This window comes from Sorangiineae bacterium MSr12523 (assembly GCA_037157775.1).
GTDB lineage: Bacteria > Myxococcota_A > Polyangia > Polyangiales > Polyangiaceae > Pendulispora > Pendulispora brunnea.
The window spans coordinates 5,974,976-5,995,629 of the sequence record CP089982.1 but is presented as its reverse complement, the minus strand read 5'-3'; the positions used below and the strand labels follow the sequence as shown (position 1 = coordinate 5,995,629).

Below are 20,654 nucleotides of genomic sequence, written 5' to 3'. Positions count from 1 at the left end.
CACCATGTCCGAACGTTTGCCCTATTTCGAACTGTCCAAGGCCGCCTACCGCAAGCTCTTCGAGTTTTCTCAGGCTGCCCAGAAGGAGTCCATCGACTCGGGGCTGCGCCACCTGATCGACATCCGTGCCTCGCAGATCAACGGGTGCGCGTTCTGCGTCGACATGCACGTCAAGGAAGCGACCATCGAAGGGGAGAGGGCTCTGCGGCTGCACCACATCGCGACGTGGCGGGAGTCGCCGCTGTTCTCGGAGCGCGAGAAAATGGCTCTGGAATGGACCGAGGCGGTGACGAACATCTCCACCCCGGATGCCGTGCCCGACGCGCTCTACGAGAAGGCACGCACCGTCTTTTCCGAGAAGGAGCTGTCCGATCTCACGCTCCTCATCGGGATCATCAACACGTGGAACCGCCTTTCGGTCGCCTTCCGCGCCGTGCCGGGCTCGAGGGACCAACTGCTCGGCATCACAAACAGCGGTTTGGTATAGTGCCGCATGTGAACCTCGGTAACCAAGTCGAGTGGGCGCTCCACTGCCTGAGCGTCCTCGCCTCGGCACCCGAGGGGATCTTCGTCCCCGCGCAGGTGCTCTCCGAGTTTCACCGAATCCCCAAGGAGTACCTCTCCAAGGCCCTCCAGGAGCTGGCCAAGGCGGGCATCGTGGAGGGCAAGCTCGGGCCGAAGGGCGGTTACCGCCTCGCCCGGCCCGCCGACCGCATCACGTTTCTCGACGTCGTGGAGGCGGTCGAAGGCAATGCGCATTCTTTCCGCTGCACGGAGATCCGTCGCAACATCCCGGGCACGCCGAAGGTCCTCCCCGATGGGCCCTGCGTCATCGCCTCGGTGATGTACCGCGCCGAAAGCGCCTGGCGCGCGGTTCTCCAGCGGACCACCATCGCAGACATCCACGCGCAGCTCGATGCGGACGTGTCGCCGAAGGTGCTCGAGAAGAGCCGCGCGTGGCTGTTGAAGCAACTGGGGTAGGCGCGGGGCCCGGTCGCGGCAGGAGAATTTACATGAAGGCGGGAAGGCGGGAAGGCGGGAAGGACTTACGGCACGGACGCGCGGAACGCTTTTTTGGGTTTGCAGTTGGCCCGATGGGCCGATTGAAACCGAAAAAACTTCCCGCCTTCATGTGAACTCTAAATCACCGGCCAGCGCGGACCAGCGGGTATGTTCGCGCGGCGGTAGACCTGGGCTGCGTGTTTTTTCGCTTCGGCGATGACCTCGTCCTCGTTCATCGACAGCAGCTTTCCACCCGCCACAACGATGCGCCCGTCCACGACGACGGTGTCGACGTCACCTCCCGTCGCCGCGTAGACCAGGGACGAAACGGGATTGAATGCGGGGGCGGTGTGGGGGCGGTCGAGGTCGATGACGGCGAAGTCGGCTTTTTTGCCGACTTCGATCGAACCTATTGCGTGCTCGAGGCCCAGGGCGCGGGCTCCGCGGATCGTGGCCATTTCGAGCATCGTCTCGGCGGAGAGCACCTTGGGGTCTCGCGTGACGGCTTTTTGAATGAGCGTGCCGAACTTCATCTCGCGGATCATGTCGTAGTCGTTGTTCGCGGGGGCGCCGTCGCAGCCGAGTGACACGTTCACGCCGCGGGCGAGCAGCCGCGGCACGTCGCAGATGCCCGAGCCGAGCTTCGCGTTGGACGACGGGTTGTACGAGACGTGGGTGCCCGTCTTGGCGAGCAACGCCATGTCGTCGTCGTCGAGCCAGACCATGTGCACCATCACGGACTTCTTCCCGAGCAGCCCCACGCTTTCCGCGTAGCGCACCGGCGAGAGCCCATATTCGGCCTGAAGGAACTCCCGGTCGGCCTTCACCTCGGCGAGGTGCATCGTGATGCCCATGTTGCGCTCGCGCGCGTGATCGCTCATCTCGCGGTAAAGCTCGGGGGTGACGCCGCCGGGCGTGCGCGGGCCGAACCACACGTGAAGCCGGTCGTTCAAACGGCCGTGCCATTTCTCGTGCATCTTCAGGACACCGAGCAGGCTCGTCTCGCGCGACTCGATCATGCCCGGGTGCATGGCGGCCGTCTGCGTGGCGTACGTCCCGACGTCCATCACGATGCCGCCGAGGCAGGCGCGAATACCGCTTTCCTCCACGGCTTGGGCGATGCCGTCGAAGCCATAGCGGTGCGCGAGCATGGCCTCGAGGAACGTGGTGGTGCCCGACTTGAGCATCTCGGCCATGCACAATCGTGCGCTCGCGTAGCCATCGCGCTCCGTGTAATTGCCCTGCAGGACCCAGATGCGGTCGCACAGCCACGGAATGAGCTCGTACTCGTCCGCGCAGCCGCGAATCATCGCCTGGGCGAGGTGAACGTGCGTGTCGATCAGCCCTGGGATGAGCAGCTTCCCGCCCAAGTCGACCCGTTCTTGCTCGGGGTGCGCCAGGGCGAGATCGTTCGCCTTGCCGACTTGGGTAATTCGATTCCCTTCGATGACGACACCACCGTCGGTGATGATGTCGCGCCGTTCGTTCATCGTGAGAATCGTCGCATTCGTAAAAAGCATTCAGGATCCTTATGGCGCGCGGACGTTGCTCCCGTGCGCGTGAAACGGCTCGGACTTCACGGAAGTGCGTTGGACGCCGTTGAGAAACAGATTCAACGTGACCGCGGCAATGCTCCCGGCGGTGATACCGCTATGAAGGATCATTTGCAGCCACGAGGGAAATCGATCGTAAAAATGAGGATTCCCCAAGGGAATTAGCCCAAATCCGAGGCTCAGCGCCACCACCATCAGATTGTGCCCCGAGTCGAAGTCCACTTTGGCGAGCATGCGGATGCCGCTGGCGCCCACCATGCCGAAAAGCGCGAGGCCTGCCCCGCCGAGCACCGGTTGCGGGATCGCCGCCACGATCGCGGCGAGCTTGGGAAAGAGCCCCAGAATCATCAAAATGACACCGGCGGCCGACACCGCGAAGCGGCTCTTCACACCCGTCAAACTGAGAAGTCCGATGTTCTGTGAAAAGGCCGTATACGGAAATGCATTGAGCACGCCGCCAATGACCGTGGAAAACCCGTCGGCGCGAAGCCCGCGGGTCAAATCGTCTTTGCTCACGGGCTTTCCCACGATTTCGCCCGCGGCCAGCATGGAGCCGGTGGTTTCGGTCATCGTGATGAGCATGACCAAGGTCATCGAAGCGATGGCCGTGCCGTCGAAGGTGGGCCATCCATATTTGAAGGGCGTGGTGATGCCGAGCCAACCCGCATCGGCCACCGCGGAAAAATTGGTGAAGCCGAGTGGAATCGACACCAACGTGCCCAGCGCCAGGCCCAACATGACGGCAATGTTGGAAATGAATCCGCTGGAAAATCGATAGATGAGCAAAATGAAGACGAGCACCACGAAGGCGAGTGCCGCATAACGCGGATCGCCGTAATCCGGCGCGTGCGGATTGCCGCCCGCCGCCCAATTCACCGCGACGGGCAGGAGCGAAACGCCCACGATGGTGATGATGGTGCCCGCGACCACCGGCGGGAAAAATGCCAGGAGCTTGCCCATGTACGGACTGAGAATCACCGTGATGGTGCCCGCGACCAGGATGGATCCGTAAATCGCGGGAAGGCCATGCGCCTTGCCGATGAGGATCATCGGCGTGACGGCGACGAAGGTGCATCCTTGAATGAGCGGGATTTTCATCCCCACGGGCAGCTTCCAAAGACCCAAGGTCTGAATCAACGTGGCCAAACCGCAGGTGAAAAGGTCGGCGTTGATCAGATAAATGGTCTGCTCGTGCGTGAGCCCAATCGCGTTGGATAGAATGAGCGGCACCGCAATGGCGCCGGCGTACATCGCCAAGACGTGTTGCAGTCCGTACAAGAAAAGCGCGCCGAACGGCAGCATCTCGTCGACCGGATGTACGGCGCCTTTCGCAGCATCACGCATCATGCCCTCCCAGCCTTGCCCGAAAATGACGAAAAGGAATGGGCCGAGAGTATCCGAGATCGCTTGGGAAACCAGCCGCTAAACCAGGCCTGTGCGCGAGAGGGGGAGCTCGCGTATGCGTTTTCCGGTGAGCGCGAAGACCGCATTCGCGATGGCTGGCGCCACCGGTGGCACGCCAGGCTCGCCCACGCCGCCGGGGCGGCCTTCGCTCGGGACAATGTCCACGTGGATGTTTCGCGGGACCTCGCCGATGCGAGCGAGCGGATAATCGCGGAAATTCGACTGCTGCACGGCGCCGTCCCGCATGGTGATGGCGCCGTGGAGGGCGAGGCTCATTCCAAAGACGACAGCGCCTTCCATTTGGGCCTTCACCCGATCGAGGTGGATCACCGTCCCCGCGTCGGCCACGATCCAGGCCTCGTCGATGCGGATCTTGCCGTCGGGGGCTTTGACGACGGCGGCCACCACGGCGATGTAGCTCACGAAACTGCGGTGCGCGGCAAGACCCAGGGCGCGCGTCCTCGTGCCAGATTTGGCGTCCTTCTGGTAGGCCGGCCAATTGGCCAATTCGGTGACGCGTTCGACGACGCGCCGCAATCGGCTGGCGTCGACGGGGTGCTGATCGATCGGCGAGCCATAGTTGCTCAAGGCCGGGACCCCCAGCTCCGATAGGCCCAGCGGGCGCGCGGGCCCGATCATCTCGAGCAGATTGGCCCGCGGATCCACGCCGCGCGCGTGGGCGATTTCGTCGATGAAGCTGTTGATCGCAAAGGCGTGGTTGATGTTGTGCACCGAACGAAGCCACCCAATGCGCACGTGTCCCTTGGCCTCGCACACCTCGGCGCGGAGGTTGGGCACGGCCAGCGGCCAATCGAGCACGCCTTGATTGAGCTCGCGCGGCTGGCCGAAGGTGATGTTCGCGTCCTGGGTGGTGGAGGTGATGCTCGGAAATGCCGTGCGGTGAAGCCAGCCGGTGACCTTGCCCTGCGCATCCAGGCTCGCCTCCAGGTGCTGGGAGCACGTGGAATGGTAATAATCGTGCTGAATGTCGTCCTCACGCGTCCATTGAAGGCGAACGGGCGCGCCCACCGCACGCGAGGCGAGCGCCGCCTCGACGATGAAGTCGGGCTTCGATTTGCGTCCGAACCCGCCGCCGAGAAGGGTCACGTGGACCGTGACCTTGGCGGGGTCGAGGCCGAGCGCTTTCGCCACATCGTCGCGGGCCGTTTGCGGATCTTGCGTGCAGGCCCAGACTTCGCAGCCTTTCTCATCGACGCGGGCCACGGCGGCGGGTGGCTCCATCGAGGCGTGGGCCAGGTGGGGAACGTGGTATTCGGCCTCGAGTTTGCGTGCGGCTTTGGCGAGCGCTCCCTCGATATCGCCGACGTTGCGCATCGTTTTGCCGGGCTTTCGCACGGATGCCAGCAAGGTCTCGCGGTATTTCACCGAGTCGTACGAGCTGTTGTCGCCGGGGGCCCAGGTGATGTCCAGCAGGCTGCGCGCCTTGAGCGCGGTCCACGTGTTGTCGGCGATGACCGCGATGCCACCGAGCGGCTGGAAGCGAAAGGGCCGCTTGGGAACGGGAAGCTCGAGGACGCGTTTCACCCCCGGCAAGGCGCGTGCGCGTGTGGCGTCGTAGCGCTCGACCCTGCCGCCGACCACCGGCGGACGCACGACGACGGCGGTGAGCATGCCGGGCAGGCGAACGTCCGCCGCGTAGATGGCCCGTCCGGTGACGATGTCCGGGCCGTCGAGCAAGGGCAGGTCGGTGCCGATGCGTTTGAGCTCGGAGCGGGGACGAAGGACGATCTCGGTGTCCTTGGGAACGGGCACCTTGGCCGCGAGCGAGGCCAATTCACCGAAGCCGAGACGGCGCTTGCTCGGGGGATGAAACACGGCGTGGTCGTGCGCCTCGCATTGCGCCGCGGGCACCTTCCACTGCTTCGCGGCGGCAGCGATGAGCATCATGCGCGCCGTGGCGCCCACCCGCCGCATGCCGTCGAAGCCCATACGGATGCTGGTCGAGCCGTCGGTGTTCTGGTCACCGTATTTCTTGTCGCCGTCGGCCTGGCCGAGTTTCACCTTGGCCATGTCCGCCCCGAGCTCGTCGGCGACGAGCACGGGCATGGAGCTGCGGATGCCTTGCCCCATCTCCGAGCGATGGCAGAGCACCGTCACCGTGCCGTCGGGCGCGAGATGCAGGAAGACGTTGGGCGTCAGACCTGCGACCGGCGCGGTGGTCGCCGCCTGTGCGTAGGCCGGCTCGAGACCGAGCCCCAGCGCCAAGGTGCCCACGCTCAGGCCGAGACCGGCCAGGAACGAACGACGGGGAATGACGATGCTCTGCGACGACATGGTTTTTCTCGTCTCTCAGGCGATCACACCTGCACGTGTCAGGGGGAGTTCGCGGATGCGTTTCCCCGTGAGGGCGAAAACGGCATTGGCGATGGCCGGTGCCACCGGAGGAACGCCGGGCTCGCCGACGCCTCCGGGCAGTGCATCGTTGTTCGTGAGGATGTCGACGTGGACGTTGCGCGGCACCTCGCCGATGCGCGCCAGCTGGTAGTCGCGGAAGTTCGATTGCTCCACCGCGCCGTTGCGCATGGTGATGGCACCGTGCAGCGCATGGCTCATGGAGAAGACGACCGCGCCTTCCATCTGCGAGCGCACCCGGTCCATGTTGACCACGGTGCCAGGGTCGGCCACGATCCATGCCTCGTCGACGCGGATCTTCCCAGCGCCATCGTTCACGACGGAGGCCACCACGGCGACGTAGGTGAGAAAGCTGTAGTGCGCCGCCAACCCGAGGGCGCGTTTTTTCGAGCCGCGCGAGCTCGCCCAATTGGCCAGCTCGGTGGCGCGCTCCACCACCCGGCGCAGGCGCCCGGCATCGACGGGGCGCTTGTCCATCGGGTCGTCGTAGTTCCAGATCTTGTCGACGCCGAGCTCCGGCAGCCGCATCAAGCGCGGCGGCCCGATGATGTCCAGCAGGTTCGCACGCGGATCTTCTCCGCGGGCGTGGGCAATCTCGTCGATGAAGCTGCTCATCGCGAAGGCGTGGTTGATGTTGTGCACCGAGCGAAGCCACCCAATGCGCGTGTGGGCTTTCGCCTCGCACGACTCGGCGCGGATGTTCGGCACCGCGAGCGGCCAATCGAGCACGCCCATGGAGAGCTCGGGTAGGTCGCCGAAGGTCTTGCTCGTGTCGAAGGTCGCCGGGATGCAGGGGAATGCCGTGCGGTGGTGCCACGCGGTGACCTTGCCGCGCTCGTCGAGGCCGGCCACGAGGCGCTGGGTGCATGCCGAGTGGTAATAGTCGTGGCGAACGTCATCCTCGCGCGTCCATACGAGGCGCACGGGCACGCCCATGGTGCGGGCCAGGAACGCCGCCTCGACGATGAAGTCGGGCTTCGACTTGCGCCCGAAACCGCCGCCGAGCAGCGTCACGTGGATCTTCACCTTGGACTCGGGAAGCCCCAACGCCGTCGCCACCTCCTTGCGTGCGCCTTGCGGATTTTGCGTGCACGCCCACACCTCGCAGCCGTTGCCATCGACCTTGGCCACGGCGGCGGGCGGCTCCATCGACGCGTGCGCGAGGTGCGGCACGTGGTACTCGGCCTCCACTTTGCGCGTGGCCTTGGCGAGTGCGGAGTCGACGTCGCCGAGCTTGCGCACGGTTTTGCCCGGCGCCCGCACGGCGGCGAGGAGCGTTTCGCGGTACTTCGCCGAGTCGTACGCGCCGTTTTCGCCGGCCGACCAGGTGATGTCGAGCAAGCCGCGGGCCTTGAGCGCGGTCCACGTGTTGTCGGCGACCACGGCGACGCCGCCCAGCGGCTGAAACGCGGGCGCCCCCTTGGGTACGGGCATCTCGACGAGCCGTTTGACCCCCGGCACCGCCTTGGCGCGCGCGCCGTCGTAGCGATCCATCTTGCCACCGACCACGGGAGGCCGCGCCACGACGGCGGTGAGCATGCCCGGAAGGCGCACGTCCGCCGCGTAAATGGCCCGCCCCGTGACGATGTCGGGCGCGTCGAGCAAGGGCAGGGCAGTGCCCACCCGGCGCAGCTCGGACCTGGGGCGAAGGACCACGTCTTTCGACTTGGGCACGGGCACCTTCGCCGCGAGCGGCGCGAGTTCGCCAAAGCCGAGACGCCGGTTGCTCGCCGTGTGAACCACCGCGTGCTCTTTCGCCTCGCACTGCGCCGCGGGCACCTTCCACTGTTTCGCCGCGGCGGCAATGAGCATCATGCGCGCGGTGGCGCCCACCTTGCGCATGTCGTCGAAGCCGCCCCGCACGCTTTTCGAGCCGTCGGTGTTCTGATCGCCGTAAATCGGATCGCCGTCGCCTTGGAGGATCTTCACCTTGGCCATGTCGGCGCCCAACTCGTCGGCGACGAGAACGGGGAGCGAGCTGCGGATGCCTTGCCCCATCTCCGAGCGATGGCAAATCACGCTGACGGTGCCATCGGGGGCGATGTGCAGAAAGGCGTTGGCCGTGAGACCGCCGTCGCCGGACGGAAGCCCGGGCGGTGGTGCGGCGTGGGCTTCGCTCGGTGCAATGCCGAGGGCCAACGTGCCCACCGAGAGGCCAAGCGCCGCAAGAAAGGAACGACGCGGGATCTGGATGTCCATCAAGGTGTCCCCGAGGCCTTTTTCACGGCCGCGCGAATGCGCGTGTAGGTTCCGCAGCGGCACAAATTGCCCGCGAGCGATTCGTCGATCTCCGCATCCGTGGGATGCGGCTTTTTGGCCAGCAGCGCCGCCGCCGACATGATTTGCCCCGATTGGCAGAAGCCACATTGGGGCACCCCGAGCTCGACCCACGCCTTTTGCAGGGGGTGGTTCCCATCGGGCGAGAGCCCCTCGATGGTGAGGACCGTGCCTCCCGCCGCACGGCTGATCGGCGTCACGCAGGAGCGTACCGGCTCGCCGTTCAAGTGCACCACGCAGGCGCCGCACAAGGCCTGCCCGCAGCCGTACTTCGTGCCCGTGAGGCCGACCATGTCGCGAAGAGCCCAGAGCAGCGGCATGTCGGGATCGACATCGAGTTTTTGCTCGGTGCCATTGACCCGTACCGTGAACATCGTCATCGCTTGGCCTCCTTCTCGGACTTGTCGGACGGGCATGCTGCCCCGGTCGCGACCCATGCGGCGACCAAAGCTCCAAACTTCGCTTGCGAACCCGGTGCCGGTGCGCGATCCGCACCTGGCGACCAGCCCCAGCCGACCAATGGATCGTGCCCGGAGTGTTCCACGATCTGCTGCAGGCTCTTGCCGCCGTTGCGCGCGGGATCCTTCACCTGTGCACAAATGGCGGCGGCCGAGCGCCCTTCCCACGCCATCGTCTTCGGGGCCAGATGCCACTGCGGAGCGCCAGGCACGCGTGCCAGCACGGGGTTTCTCTCCTGATGGCAGGACGTGCACTGCATGCCGACCACACCCTTGTCCTCGGGGCCGCGGACGACCGGGGGATCGTGCAAAGCCATGTCGTCACGCTGGTGCGGCGAGTCCCCCGCGGGATGGCAATTCACGCAGCGCGGATGAAGCATCACGCGGCTCGCCTCGGTAAACAATGCGCGCGATCGTTCCGTCGTGTCCGAAATGCCGGCGAAGGCCTCCGGTGCGCGAAGATCGTTGGCGGCGACGGGCGGCAGCGGCGGGGCGCCCCCTCTCGTGGTCGACGGCTCGGGGGCAGGCGTTCCCCCGCAGGCAAATAGAAGCAAACCCAGGGTGCAGCACGCACCTCGGACGGTCGGGATCATCCCTGGGATATGAGCATGAACCCTGGGCCCGTATAGGCACTTTCTTGCGAAAAAAGTCGCACCATTAGAGGCAACTCCAAGATTTGCCGCGGACGAAATGGGCCGTCTACGGCGTAAAGGATTCCACCGTCGGGTCGCCGCCCACGAAGGTGATGGCGGGCGGGTTCACGCGTATTCCCCGCGCGCCGCGGCGCGGTATTTTGAACGCGATTTCGCGGGCCCCTGGCCGAGAGACGCGAAATGCGTGGCTCAATCCGGTCGCATCGTCTCCGACGAACAACGCTGAGTCCGTAGTCAGATCGAATCCCTGTGTTGTCAGCAAGCCTACGGGCAGCTTGGCCGCGTCCCATACTTCGGCCGTGCACGCCGACGTCGCGCACGCGAGGTCGATCCACCGCGTGGCGGCAGGTTGTCCGGCGGCGTCGACCCCGCCGCCGAGCAGCACGTGGGTCGGATCGAGCGCGGCGGCGCCGGCTCCGATGGTGGCATCGGGCGGGTAAGCCAGGGGCGTCGTCGTCGTGCCGCCGGGGGGCAACACTTCGATGCCTGCACCCGTATCGCTTCCGCCCGCGATCACGAGGCCGCGACCTTCGACCCATACCGCCGCAGCCCCGCGGCGCTCCGTCGTAAGCGAGGCAAACGACGCGACGCCGTCCTTGTTGACCTTGAGAATGCGCTTCGTGGCCAGTCCATACCCGCGCGTGGCGCCGACCACGTAGAGCGTCGCATCGGGAGCCCGCACGGTGATGCCGCCGGCGACCTCCGCGAAGGTTCCCCCGTCGGGTGGATTCACGTTCACCGGCGCCAGGGCGGCATTCGAGAGCGACAACGACGAGGCCCCTGCATCGTCAATCAGGAGCACCGCCGTGTCGTAGACGGCCAGGCTTCGCGGTGTGCGCGGCATGGCCGCTGGACCATTCGATGCGGCGAGCGTTGCCAAATCGTAGATCTGGCTCGCCTTGTCGTTCGCCGGCGCACTTCCACCCGCGACGAACACGAACCGGTCCGTCACGTTCGCGAGCACCGGCGCCTCCCGCGCGATGCTCAGGGGCGCGGGCATGCGCCCGAACTCCGACGTGCGCTGGACGAAAATGGGGAGCGAGGCATTCTCCAGCGCGCCCAATTGGAGCTTCACCGACGTTCCCGTGACGAGCACGAGCCCGTTCGCATCGACGCCGTTCGCGCGAATGCGCACCAGATTCGACGAACTATGGTCCCCCAAGTCGATGTTGGACGCGGGAAGGGCGGCGCGCGCCAGGTTCGACACCGCGCCCGAGTTCACGTCGATGGAGTCGACCACCAACGTCGTAGGGGCCGGCGCCCGGGTGAAGGCATCGGCCTCGCCGCCCACCGAGAGCGCCAGCGTTGCCTCCGGCGTAGAGCTGCACGAGCTGCCGGCCACCAAGAGAACCGCCGCGACGACGAATTTACGCGGCCCGACAAGAGGAATAAGCACAGCGACTCCCTACCGCAAACGCCGGCGGATTGTTCCCGATTCATGGTGAATTTCAGTGGAATGGCAGAAAAATTGCCCAATTTGCGCGACAGCGCTACCGAAAGAGTCGAGAAATGAGCTTGATCGATCGAGTCCGCGAATCGTTGCAGCATGCGCTGAGCCGGCTTGCGCAGGAAGGCGCCTTCCCCGCAGGCGCCGATGTGCTCGGCGGCGAGGCCTCGTGGACCGTCGAGCGGCCGAAGCGCCCCGAGCACGGTGATTTCGCGACCAACATCGCCCTCGTCCTCAACAAGCGGGTCAAGCTCGCGCCGCGTGCGCTGGCCGAGGCCATCGTCCGCGCCCTCGGGGCCGACCCCATCATGGCGTCCGCGGAGATCGCGGGCCCGGGCTTCATCAACTTGCGCCTGCATCCGCGCGCCTTTCATGCGGAGCTCGATGCGCTCCTCCGTGCCGGCACCGCTTTCGGCCGCGTGCCCGCCGGCCCGCAGCGCGTGAACCTCGAGTTCGTGAGCGCGAACCCCACCGGTCCCATCAACGTGGCATCCGGCCGCAACGCCATCTATGGCGACGCCGTCGGCCGCCTGCTCGAGGCCACGGGATGGCGGGTCACGCGCGAGTACTACATCAACGACCGCGGCAATCAGATCCGCCTCTTCGCGGAAAGCGTGAAAGCCATCCACGCCGGACGCGACGTGCCCGAGGACGGCTACCAAGGCGAGTACGTCAAAGAGCTGGCGCACCACCTCGCTCAGGTCGACCCCGCCGCCATCTCGGGCGACACGGAAGCCCTCGGCCGCACCTGCGTCACCTGGATGCTGCGCGGCATCCCAGGCTCCAAAGTTCTTCCCGGCATTTCGACCTCGCTGGCCAGCCTCGGCGTTTACTTCGACGTGTGGTTCAGTGAGGAATCGCTCCATCGTTGGGGGGCCGTGCCCATGGCGCTGGCTCAACTCGAGCGCGACGGTCACCTCGTGCGCAAAGACGGCGCACTCTTCTTCGTCGCCAAAGGCGATCAGGAAGACAAAGACCGCGTCGTGCAAAAGTCCAATGGCGATTATTCTTATTTCGCCAGCGACATTGGTTACGCCAAAGACAAAATCGGTCGCGGCTACGACCATATGATCATCGTATTGGGGGCCGACCACCACGGTTACAAGCCGCGGATGCGCAACGCCATCGAGGCGCTCGGTTTCGGCGCCGATCGGCTCGAATGCCTCTTCTATCAATTGGTATTCATTTACCGGAATGGTGAAATGGTTCGCTCGTCCAAGCGGGCGGGGAATTTCGTCACCATCGAGGAAGTGGCCGACGAAATCGACGAGGCGGCAGGCCGCAAGGGCGCCGGCAGCGATGCGATTCGCTTTTTCTTCCTATCGCGCAATGCGAATTCCAATGTCGACTTCGATATCGACTTGGCGAAGAAGAAGAGCCTCGACAATCCGGTGTTCTACGTTCAATACGGGCACGCGCGCCTGTGCTCGATTCTGCGCAAAGCCGAAAGCATGGGCATTCCATTGCGCACGCAGCTTTCACCGGAAGAGTGGGCATCGCTGGTCCACCCGGACGAATTGGCCATTGCCTCGCGCTTGGCGGAGTTTCCCGATCTGGTGCGCACGGCCGCTGTGTTGCGTGAGCCGCACCGGGTCGTCTTTTTCGTGCAAGATCTCGCGCGCGACTTCCAGAGCTACTTCACCCGCCTCAAGACGGATCCCATTCTGCCGCAGGCTTCGCAGCGCGCAGCCGAGGGGTGGGAGGCGCAGTGGGACCACAAGAAGACCGCGGCGCGCCTTGCGTGGGTGGAGGCGATGCGCATCGCCTACCGTGCCGCGCTCGAGCTTCTCGGCGTGAGCGCGCCCGAGCGCATGGATCGCCCGGCGGAGGAAGAAGGCCCCGACGGCGGCAAAGACGAAATTGAGTGACATGGACCAAGGCCCGAACCCCGAGACGCCGGCCGAGCAGGCGGAGGTGGAGAAGACACCTCTCGGCGTGACCTTGGCGTTCATCGCCATCGGTGGCGCCTGCGTCGTGTTCGCGATCTCTGCGCTTTCGGGCCGGAGGTCGAGCGCACCGGCGTACGTGGATCCTCTGAGCGATCTCGTGGCGCAGCGTGCACCGGCCGGCGCGGCCTTTCGTCCGACGGATCTCGCGTCGCACGAGGTGACGTTCCCAGGGATCCTCAGCGACAAAGATCGACCCACGACGGCGCTCGCGGCGGTGCGAGGAAACAGCGCCAAGCTTGCCGCGATGAACGCGCTCGCCGACGCGGGCGCAGCGCCGCCGGTCGCGCCGGCTCCTGTCGCATCGGCCGCATCGGCCGCATCGGCCGCGGCATCGGCCGCGCCGAGTGCGTCGTCTTCGTCGGGAGCATCATCGGGTGTGCCGCTGCCGGCGCAGGCGGTGCTCGAGCCATCTCCGGTGGTGACGCGCCCGCGTGACGCATTGACGCGAGCCGCAAGCGAATCGGGGCAGATCGGTCAGGCGGCCGCACCATCGGCACCGGTGGGGCACGAGGGCGGTTATCAACTGCAGATCAGCTCTTTCCGCTCTGCGCAAGAGGCAACGAAGTTTGCAGACCAACTGCGTGCACGGGGTCACAAGGCGTATGTCCGTGAAGCGCATGTTCCGGGTCGCGGTACCTGGTACCGGGTGCGCGTTGGACCATTCTCCAGTCAGCAGGCCGCCGCCGCCTACCGCGGCCGTTTCGAGGCGAAAGAGCACGTCGTGCCGTTCCTGTTGCAACCCAAGGAAGCGAGCGACGAGTAATCTCTTCCTTCTAAGGTCGCGTACGCCTGACCGGTTGCCAGCCATTGCCGGGTGCACTGACGCAACTTCTGCGCGTCACGGCCGATGGGCCTGCGCAAGAATGACAGCCTAGAAACGATGTCGTCCTTCTCCGTCTTCTCTGCCTTCTCGGCCATCCCGTTATGGGCGGTCGGGCTTGTGCTGGCCGCAATCTCCCCATGGTGTGTGCGCGCACTGACGAGAGAGCTCGAACGACGGGCCGAGCGCCGCACAATCGACACGCTGTCACACCCATCGCGCATATCGCGCATGCCGTCTCGCAACGTTGATGCCGCGGAGGGCACTGATCTTTCACACGCGGCTGAAAGCTCTCGTGACGTTGCAAGCACACGCTCGCCGATTCGTCCAACGGGAAAGGAAGCGCCGAATCATGAGAGCAACTCTTGAGCAAACTTGACCAAACTTGAAAGCGCGACATGCTTAATCGTGACCAGCAGCTTGGTACGGAGAGTGCACTCCTCTAGGTGGCATCGACTCTCGCGACACCCAGCGAGGTCAAACTTGCGCCTTTGCAGACTTTGCGTTGTCACACACAAACTTGGACAGGCGTTCGAGCTTGAGAGGTAACCTCGCGCGACGCACCAACATTTATCTTCGTCCACCACTCGGATCCGTCAGGTCTGGGTAGTCGTTCCTTAGGATGATGGACGTCGCCCTATGTCCCACCTTTGTCACATCTTGGTGCCAGTTTTTCGTCATGAAGAAGTGGCGCGGGCGTGGGGGCACTACGTAAGGTCTACGTAGGGGGAACCGGTTCACTTACTGGCAGGAGAAAGAGAGACCCCCATGGCAAGGCTGTTCGGACTCATCGGCAATCGCGCGGATCTCGCCGCACGTGTTCTCGCCTCCGAGGCAGACGCGTTGCGCGTGCACGCGCGCGGGCCCGGTCCTGGTGCGAAGGGCGGGCCTCTGGGCTGGGGCATGGGCTTTTACCAAGGCGGAGAGGTGCTGATTCGCCGCCGCCCCATCGACGACCGCCCGGAGATTGATGTCGCCAAGAACGCACACGACGTTCGGGCCGACATCCTCATCGGCCACGTGCGGCAGGCGACCGTGGGGTCGCTCCGCACCGAGAACACGCACCCGTTTCGGTATCGGCAGTGGCTGTTTGCCCAGACCGGCACCGTGTCGCGCTTCGATGGCATCAAAGAGCGGCTCGCGGCCAGCGTGCCCGAGTTCCTTCGCGGGGGCATCCGTGGAGAGACCGATGCGGAGATCGTCTTCCACGTGTTCCTGTCGTTCCTTCATGACGCAGGTCGCTTGGAGGACATGAGCATCGAAGAGGGCGTCGTGCGCGACGCGCTGCGTTCGACCCTATCGGTCGTCGATGGCATGACGGCCGAGATAGGCGCCGAGCCGGGCGCGCTCAACATCCTGGTCACCAACGGCGACGTCATCGTGGCGCTTCACCGCAATGATGCGATGGCCTACCGGCAGTTCTCCGGCAAGGCCGATGCGGACGCGCTCATCGGTGACGATCTGCAACTCCGTCGCCGGGCCCCCGAGCTGGCCCATATGCATTTCGTTCTGCTTGCGAGCGATTTGGAAGACGCTTCCAACGCACCGGCGCCCGCTTCGTCGAAGGCGAGCCTGGCACGCTGGAAGAAGATCCCCGATCGTGCCATCGTGACGCTTACGCGTGGGGACGATCCAAAGATCGAAGTGCTGTAAAGCGACGGGCCTGGCACGCCTCGTCGCGTGTGTTGTCGCGTATGCCGCCTTGGCGGCGTGCCGGTCGGCGCCGGTTACCGCGGTGACGGCACCGGAGACTCCCAGCGAGCCACGGCGCCCCGATGGGGTCGTGCTCGACCCTCCGGCCGCCATCCCGCTGGCGACGGACCGCGCGGGTGCCCGTGGCGTGGTCGCGTTGCGCGAGCCCTTGGGCGACGATGCGATGTTCGATGTCGTGCGCGCGTTCGTGTCCGCATTCCAACGCGAGGACGCGGATGCGCTCATCGGCCTGCTCACGTTCGATGCCGTGCTGCTCGATGCCAAGGGCACCAAGTCGCGCTCGGCCATCGTCGATGGTTGGCGCGCCCGCTTCCGGAACCTCGACTACTCCAAGTTGGTCGGCACCGAGGTGATCGATCTCGACGCCATCGAGCGCTACACCGCGCAGAACGCATCCAGCGCCAACGTGCCGGCGCGACCTGCCGAAATGCGGGAAGGGGACGTGCTCCTGCGCATCCCCGTCGCCGCCGCGCGTGTCGCGGGCGAGCGATACTTCGGCGATGTGATCACGATGGTGCTGCGCCGCGAGGGCGAGCGGTACAGAATCGCCGGCCTCGGCGAGGAAGACGCGCCCTAGTCGCTAGCTTCCGCTAGCGATACTTCTCCAAGTCGATTCCATACTTCTTCAACCAGCGATGCACCTGCATCCGCTCCTTGCCCAGCTCCCGCCCGACGGCGGCGATGTTTCCGCGGTGACGGGTGAGCAGTTCGCGCAATTCTTCTTCGCTGGGCGCGCCGCGGCGGCTGGGTTGCGCTTGGCTAATTGGTTGCCCCGGCAACGAAGGCCCCGGGCCGAACGATGACGGGCCAAAGGATGAGGGGCCGCCAAACGCGTCCGCGGGCGGCGGGCGCACGCCGTAGCCCTTCATGAATTCGGCGATGGCGTCGGGGAGCTGCGGCGCATCGAGAACGCTGCCGCCCGCGGGGCCCGACAGAGCCACGCCGCGCTTGATGCAGCTCTCGAGCTCGCGCACGTTGAAGGGCCAATTGTAATGCATCAACGCCACGAGCACGCTGAAGGTGAACGACATGCGCGGGGCGCCGTAGCGGGCGGCGAAGCTGCGCGCGAGCAGCATCACGTCCTCTTTGCGCTCCCGCAATGGAGGAAGGCGCACCACGTGCTCGTTCAGACGCGCGAAGAGGTCCCCACGGAAGCGGCCATCGCGAACCTGCGCGTACAAGTCCCGGTGGGTGGCGCACACCACGCGGATGTCGACCTTGTCGGCGGTCGTGCCGCCGAGCGGAAAGACCTCGCGCATCTGCAACACGCGCAGCAGCTTTGCCTGCGCTTCCAGCGGCATGTCGCCGATCTCGTCGAGGAAGAGCGTGCCGCCATCGGCCAGCTTGATGAGCCCGGGCTTGTCGCGGTCTGCACCCGAGAATGCGCCGCGCCGGTAGCCGAAAAGCTCGCTCTCCAGCAGGTTGTGCGGGATGGCCGCGCAGTTGATCGCTTGAAACGAACCGCGCCGGCCCGAGATGCGATGGATGCCGCGCGCCACCACCTCTTTGCCGGTGCCCGTCTCGCCCAGCACCAGGCACGAGAGCTCCGTTGGCGCGATGCGCTCGACATCGGCGGCAATGGCGTCCATCTGACAGCCGCCCACGAGCTCGTTCAATTGCCGTGCGCGCTTTTCACCAAAGATGGCGCCATCGATTCGGTAGCGCACGTATTGCTCGGCGCCGGCCGCGACGAATTTGAAAATGGCATCGCCAATGCGAATCTCGTCGAGGTTCTCCAGCGCGTGCTCGCCGACGAAGCGCCCTGCCACCATGGTGCCATTGCGGCTTCCCAGATCCGAGAGCATCCAGCGTCCGTCGACGTAGGAGATGCGCGCGTGCTGGCGGCTCACCGCCTGCTCCGGCACGCAAATCGGATTCGTGGCGTCGCGCCCGATGATGAGCTCGGGCACCGTGAAGACGTACGCGGGGTGGAACTGCTCGTAGTTCGGTGCGTAGAGCAGCACCAGACCCGGGTGGGTCGAGCCGGAGTTCTCTCCTGGCGTTCGCTCCGCCGCTCCCTCTCCATGGTACGAAGAGGAAACGCCAGTCATGTGTTTGTTCACAGGACCGCCGCCACTCATTCTTGTTTGACCCAAACGAAGCCTATCACCTCGACCACCTTTTTACGGGCTCCTTCGAAGTCATATCAGTCTTCGAGCCGCCCCGAGAGACCGTACCGAGCGGCGTCGACCCCAACGCGGGCGCAGATGCTCGAAAGCACTCGGTCGGTTTCGCGTTCGAGCTCCTCGAGGGGGCCATCGTTTTGGATGACGTAATCGGCCACGGCCATCTTGGCTTCGAGCGGCATTTGTGCTGCGAGCCGCCCCTTCACCTGCTCTTCGGCTTCACCATCTCGCGCCATGGCGCGAGCGAGCTGCAGCGAGGGCGATGCCGCCACCACAACGAGAGGGCGGAAAGCGTCGGCGAGACGGTTCTCGACCAGCAAGGCGGCCTCGTAGCATGCGAGAGGCTCGCCTTGCTCAGCCAGCGCGCGTGCGCGCTCTTGCGTGAGCGCACCGATGCGTGGATGCAAAATGCCATTGAGCAGCTTGCGTTTCTCCGCGTCCGCGAAGACGAGCTTGGCCATTTTTGGCCGGTCGAGTGCACCATCCGGCGTGAGCACGTCTTCGCCGAATGCAGCCACCACCGCACGCAGTCCCTCCGTGCCTTTGGCCACCACATCGCGTGCGAGTTGGTCGGCATCGAGCACAGGCAATCCGCACGCTCGAAGCCGTGCGGCCACTGCGCTCTTGCCCGACGCGAGCCCGCCAGTCAGACCGAACAGAATCACGTAATGGGGTATCGCAGGGTGTGCGGAGAAGCGCAAGAGCAGTGACTTTATCCAGTGCACATGTAGCCTCGCATGGGTCGTGAGCCAGTCGCCGACTGAGAAATCAATGGCACATGAGGCCCATGAGGGAGATCAGGCCCGACAAACGGTTTCGCGCCGGCGTTTCCTGCGGCTTGGCATCGTCGGCGGTCTCCTCGTGAGCACGGGCTCGCTCGTCGCGTACGTTCGCACGCGCGGCTACGTTCTCGATGCGGAACGCGCACGGCGTTTGAAGGCATTGTCGCCGTGGCACGTCATCGTGGTGGAGCACGCGGCGCGGCGCATTGCTGCCGCGGATGCACCCGAAGATGCCAGCATTCCCTCGGCCGACGACACCGACGTGGCGGGCTTCGTCGATGGCTACGTGGCCAAGCTGCCGAGCGACATGCGGACGGATCTCTTGCGCTTTCTCGCGGTGCTCGAGCACGTGGCGCCGCTTGCGCAGGGGTACGGCACACGCTTTTCGCGCTTGCCGGCGGCCGATCAGGATCGCGTGCTGACGTCGCTCGAGCAGTCGTCGACGCTGCTCTTGCGCGCGGGCTTCGAAGGGCTCAAATCCCTGGTCTTCATGGGCTACTACCGCGATCCGCGCACGTGGAAGATCCTCGGCTATCCGGGGCCGTGGGTGAATCGGCCGTGACGGAGCTCGCGGTTCGAGGACGCCAGCTGCATGCGGATCTCGTGCTGGACACCGAGGCCGTCGTCGTCGGCACCGGCGCCGGCGGCTCGATGGCCCTGCGCGAGCTCGCGCGCGCCGGCATCGACTCCGTCGCGCTCGAGGAGGGCGGTTACCACACCACGGCCGACTTCAATCAGCGCGAGGAACAGATGCTCGCGCTTCTCTTTCAGGAGCAGGGCGGGCGCACCACCGAGGACCTGGCCATTCGTATTTTGCAGGGCCGCGGGATAGGCGGAAGCACGATTCACAATACGAATTTGTGCAAGCGCATTCCCGACGCCATTCTCTCCGCGTGGGCCGACGACTTCGGACTGCACGACGTGCGCCCCGAAGTGCTCGCGCCGAGCTTCGAGCGCATCGAGGCGGATCTATCCGTGTCCGAGATCCCGGCGGCGGATCGCAATGCCAACAACGAGGTGTTGCGTCTCGGTGCCGAGCGACTCGGATGGCGCGGCGGCCCGTTGAAGCACAATCGGGTCGGCTGCCAAAAGAGCGGCTTCTGTGAGCTCGGTTGCAGCTACGACGCCAAGCAGAACGCGCTCAAAATCGTACTTCCGCAGGCCGCGGCGGCCGGCGCACGCATCTACGCCGATGTCCGCGCCACGCGCATTCACATCGATGGCGGGCGCGTCACCGGCCTCGAAGGCATGGTGCTCGGCGAAAACGGTGAGCACATCGCCAATGCGCGCATTCGGGCCAAGGTCGTGGTGCTCGCGGGCAGTGCCACCGGCTCCGCGGCCTTGGCGCTGGCGAGCGGCGTGCCCGATCCGCACGATCAAATCGGGCGCGGCCTTCACGTGCACCCCGGGGCCGCCGTCGCGGGCATCTTCGATCGCACCCTGGCGAGCTACGACGGTATCCCGCAGTCGTACGAGTGCACCGAGTTTCTCGACTTCGAACGCGGGAGCGATCGCCGCGTGTGGATCGTGCCGGCCTTTGCGCATCCCATTGGCGCGGCGGCGGCGCTGCCCGGCTTCGGTGCAGCGCACATGCGGGCCATGCGCGACTACCGCAAGCTCGCCGTGCTCACCGCGCTCGTGCACGACGAAACCGAGGGCCGCGTGGTGCTCGGGGCAGGGGACCGCCCCAAGATCCGTTACGTCATGAATGACGCCGACCGCGCGCAGCTGGCCAAGGGCCTCGTGGCTTGCGCGCGCATCCTCTTTGCCGCGGGCGCCAAGGAAGTCGTCATTCCCGCCGTCTTCCCGCACCGCATGCGCGATCCCGGCGAGCTCGATCGCCTCGACACGGGCTTCGTTCGCCCGCACGAGCTGCCCCTCACCGCCGTCCACCCCATGGGCACGATGCGCATGGGCACCGATCCCAAGCGAAGCGTCGTCGGCCCCACCGGCGAACACCACCACGTGCGCGGCCTCTTCGTCGCCGACGGCTCCTTGTTCCCCACGAGCATCGGCGGCCCACCCCAAATCGGCATCTACACCTTGGCCTTCCACCTCGCGCGTTACGTCATTGAGCGCGCGAGAACGGCTTGAAGA

The 20,654-nt window shown here is 65.5% G+C and carries 17 protein-coding genes; 8 read left to right on the top strand and 9 right to left on the bottom strand.

Features of this window, described 5'->3' with window-relative positions:
* The first annotated feature begins 4 nt into the window (after window positions 1–4).
* Window positions 5–487 (top strand): carboxymuconolactone decarboxylase family protein, encoded by a 483-nt coding sequence (locus LZC95_22990; protein ID WXA99669.1) that lies wholly within the window; start codon window positions 5–7, stop codon window positions 485–487.
* An 8-nt stretch (window positions 488–495) separates the two neighbouring features.
* Entirely contained in the window at window positions 496–981 is a 486-nt protein-coding gene (locus LZC95_22985) for an Rrf2 family transcriptional regulator (protein WXA99668.1), read from the top strand.
* Between the two features lie 158 nt (window positions 982–1,139).
* Here the strand turns inward: LZC95_22985 and LZC95_22980 are convergent, their stop codons facing one another.
* The 7 genes from LZC95_22980 to LZC95_22950 form a co-directional block, all read right to left on the bottom strand.
* A complete protein-coding gene (locus LZC95_22980) occupies window positions 1,140–2,522 on the bottom strand; it encodes an amidohydrolase (protein ID WXA99667.1) in 1,383 nt (460 codons plus the stop codon).
* A 9-nt stretch (window positions 2,523–2,531) separates the two neighbouring features.
* Window positions 2,532–3,902: a purine permease gene (locus LZC95_22975; protein WXA99666.1), complete on the bottom strand. Its 1,371-nt coding sequence runs from the start codon at window positions 3,900–3,902 to the stop codon at window positions 2,532–2,534.
* A gap of 75 nt (window positions 3,903–3,977) precedes the next feature.
* A complete protein-coding gene (locus LZC95_22970; protein WXA99665.1) occupies window positions 3,978–6,254 on the bottom strand; it encodes a molybdopterin-dependent oxidoreductase in 2,277 nt (758 codons plus the stop codon).
* 15 nt (window positions 6,255–6,269) lie between these two features.
* Complete coding sequence (locus LZC95_22965; protein WXA99664.1) at window positions 6,270–8,531, bottom strand: molybdopterin-dependent oxidoreductase; 2,262 nt, start codon at window positions 8,529–8,531, stop codon at window positions 6,270–6,272.
* Window positions 8,531–8,983 (bottom strand): (2Fe-2S)-binding protein, encoded by a 453-nt coding sequence (locus LZC95_22960; GenBank protein WXB00212.1) that lies wholly within the window; start codon window positions 8,981–8,983, stop codon window positions 8,531–8,533. Before LZC95_22960 ends, LZC95_22965 begins: the two co-directional genes overlap by 1 nt.
* A 2-nt stretch (window positions 8,984–8,985) precedes the next feature.
* Window positions 8,986–9,660 (bottom strand): Isoquinoline 1-oxidoreductase subunit, encoded by a 675-nt coding sequence (locus tag LZC95_22955; GenBank protein ID WXA99663.1) that lies wholly within the window; start codon window positions 9,658–9,660, stop codon window positions 8,986–8,988.
* A 106-nt stretch (window positions 9,661–9,766) separates the two neighbouring features.
* Window positions 9,767–11,116, bottom strand: a complete 1,350-nt coding sequence (locus LZC95_22950; protein ID WXA99662.1) for a hypothetical protein — start codon at window positions 11,114–11,116, stop codon at window positions 9,767–9,769.
* Window positions 11,117–11,229: 113 nt separating this feature from the next.
* On the opposite strand from LZC95_22950, the gene argS reads away from it, so the two are divergent.
* From argS to LZC95_22930, 4 genes are all read left to right on the top strand, one after another.
* Window positions 11,230–13,035 (top strand): arginine--tRNA ligase, encoded by a 1,806-nt coding sequence (gene argS, locus LZC95_22945; GenBank protein WXA99661.1) that lies wholly within the window; start codon window positions 11,230–11,232, stop codon window positions 13,033–13,035.
* A 1-nt stretch (window position 13,036) separates the two neighbouring features.
* Window positions 13,037–13,879, top strand: coding sequence for an SPOR domain-containing protein (locus LZC95_22940; GenBank protein ID WXA99660.1), 843 nt, complete (start codon window positions 13,037–13,039; stop codon window positions 13,877–13,879).
* 825 nt (window positions 13,880–14,704) lie between these two features.
* A complete protein-coding gene (locus LZC95_22935; protein ID WXA99659.1) occupies window positions 14,705–15,589 on the top strand; it encodes a class II glutamine amidotransferase in 885 nt (294 codons plus the stop codon).
* A gap of 82 nt (window positions 15,590–15,671) precedes the next feature.
* Complete coding sequence (locus LZC95_22930; GenBank protein WXA99658.1) at window positions 15,672–16,226, top strand: hypothetical protein; 555 nt, start codon at window positions 15,672–15,674, stop codon at window positions 16,224–16,226.
* Window positions 16,227–16,239: 13 nt separating this feature from the next.
* Here the strand turns inward: LZC95_22930 and LZC95_22925 are convergent, their stop codons facing one another.
* Together LZC95_22925 and coaE are read right to left on the bottom strand one after the other, a co-directional pair.
* Window positions 16,240–17,700 carry a sigma 54-interacting transcriptional regulator gene (locus LZC95_22925; protein ID WXA99657.1) on the bottom strand — a complete coding sequence of 487 codons (1,461 nt, stop codon included), beginning with the start codon at window positions 17,698–17,700 and terminating at the stop codon, window positions 16,240–16,242.
* 95 nt (window positions 17,701–17,795) lie between these two features.
* Window positions 17,796–18,500, bottom strand: coding sequence for a dephospho-CoA kinase (coaE, locus tag LZC95_22920; protein ID WXA99656.1), 705 nt, complete (start codon window positions 18,498–18,500; stop codon window positions 17,796–17,798).
* 46 nt (window positions 18,501–18,546) lie between these two features.
* On the opposite strand from coaE, the gene LZC95_22915 reads away from it, so the two are divergent.
* Window positions 18,547–19,119: a gluconate 2-dehydrogenase subunit 3 family protein gene (locus tag LZC95_22915; GenBank protein WXA99655.1), complete on the top strand. Its 573-nt coding sequence runs from the start codon at window positions 18,547–18,549 to the stop codon at window positions 19,117–19,119.
* Window positions 19,101–20,651 carry a GMC family oxidoreductase gene (locus LZC95_22910; protein ID WXA99654.1) on the top strand — a complete coding sequence of 517 codons (1,551 nt, stop codon included), beginning with the start codon at window positions 19,101–19,103 and terminating at the stop codon, window positions 20,649–20,651. Before LZC95_22915 ends, LZC95_22910 begins: the two co-directional genes overlap by 19 nt.
* Window positions 20,652–20,654 lie beyond the last annotated feature (3 nt).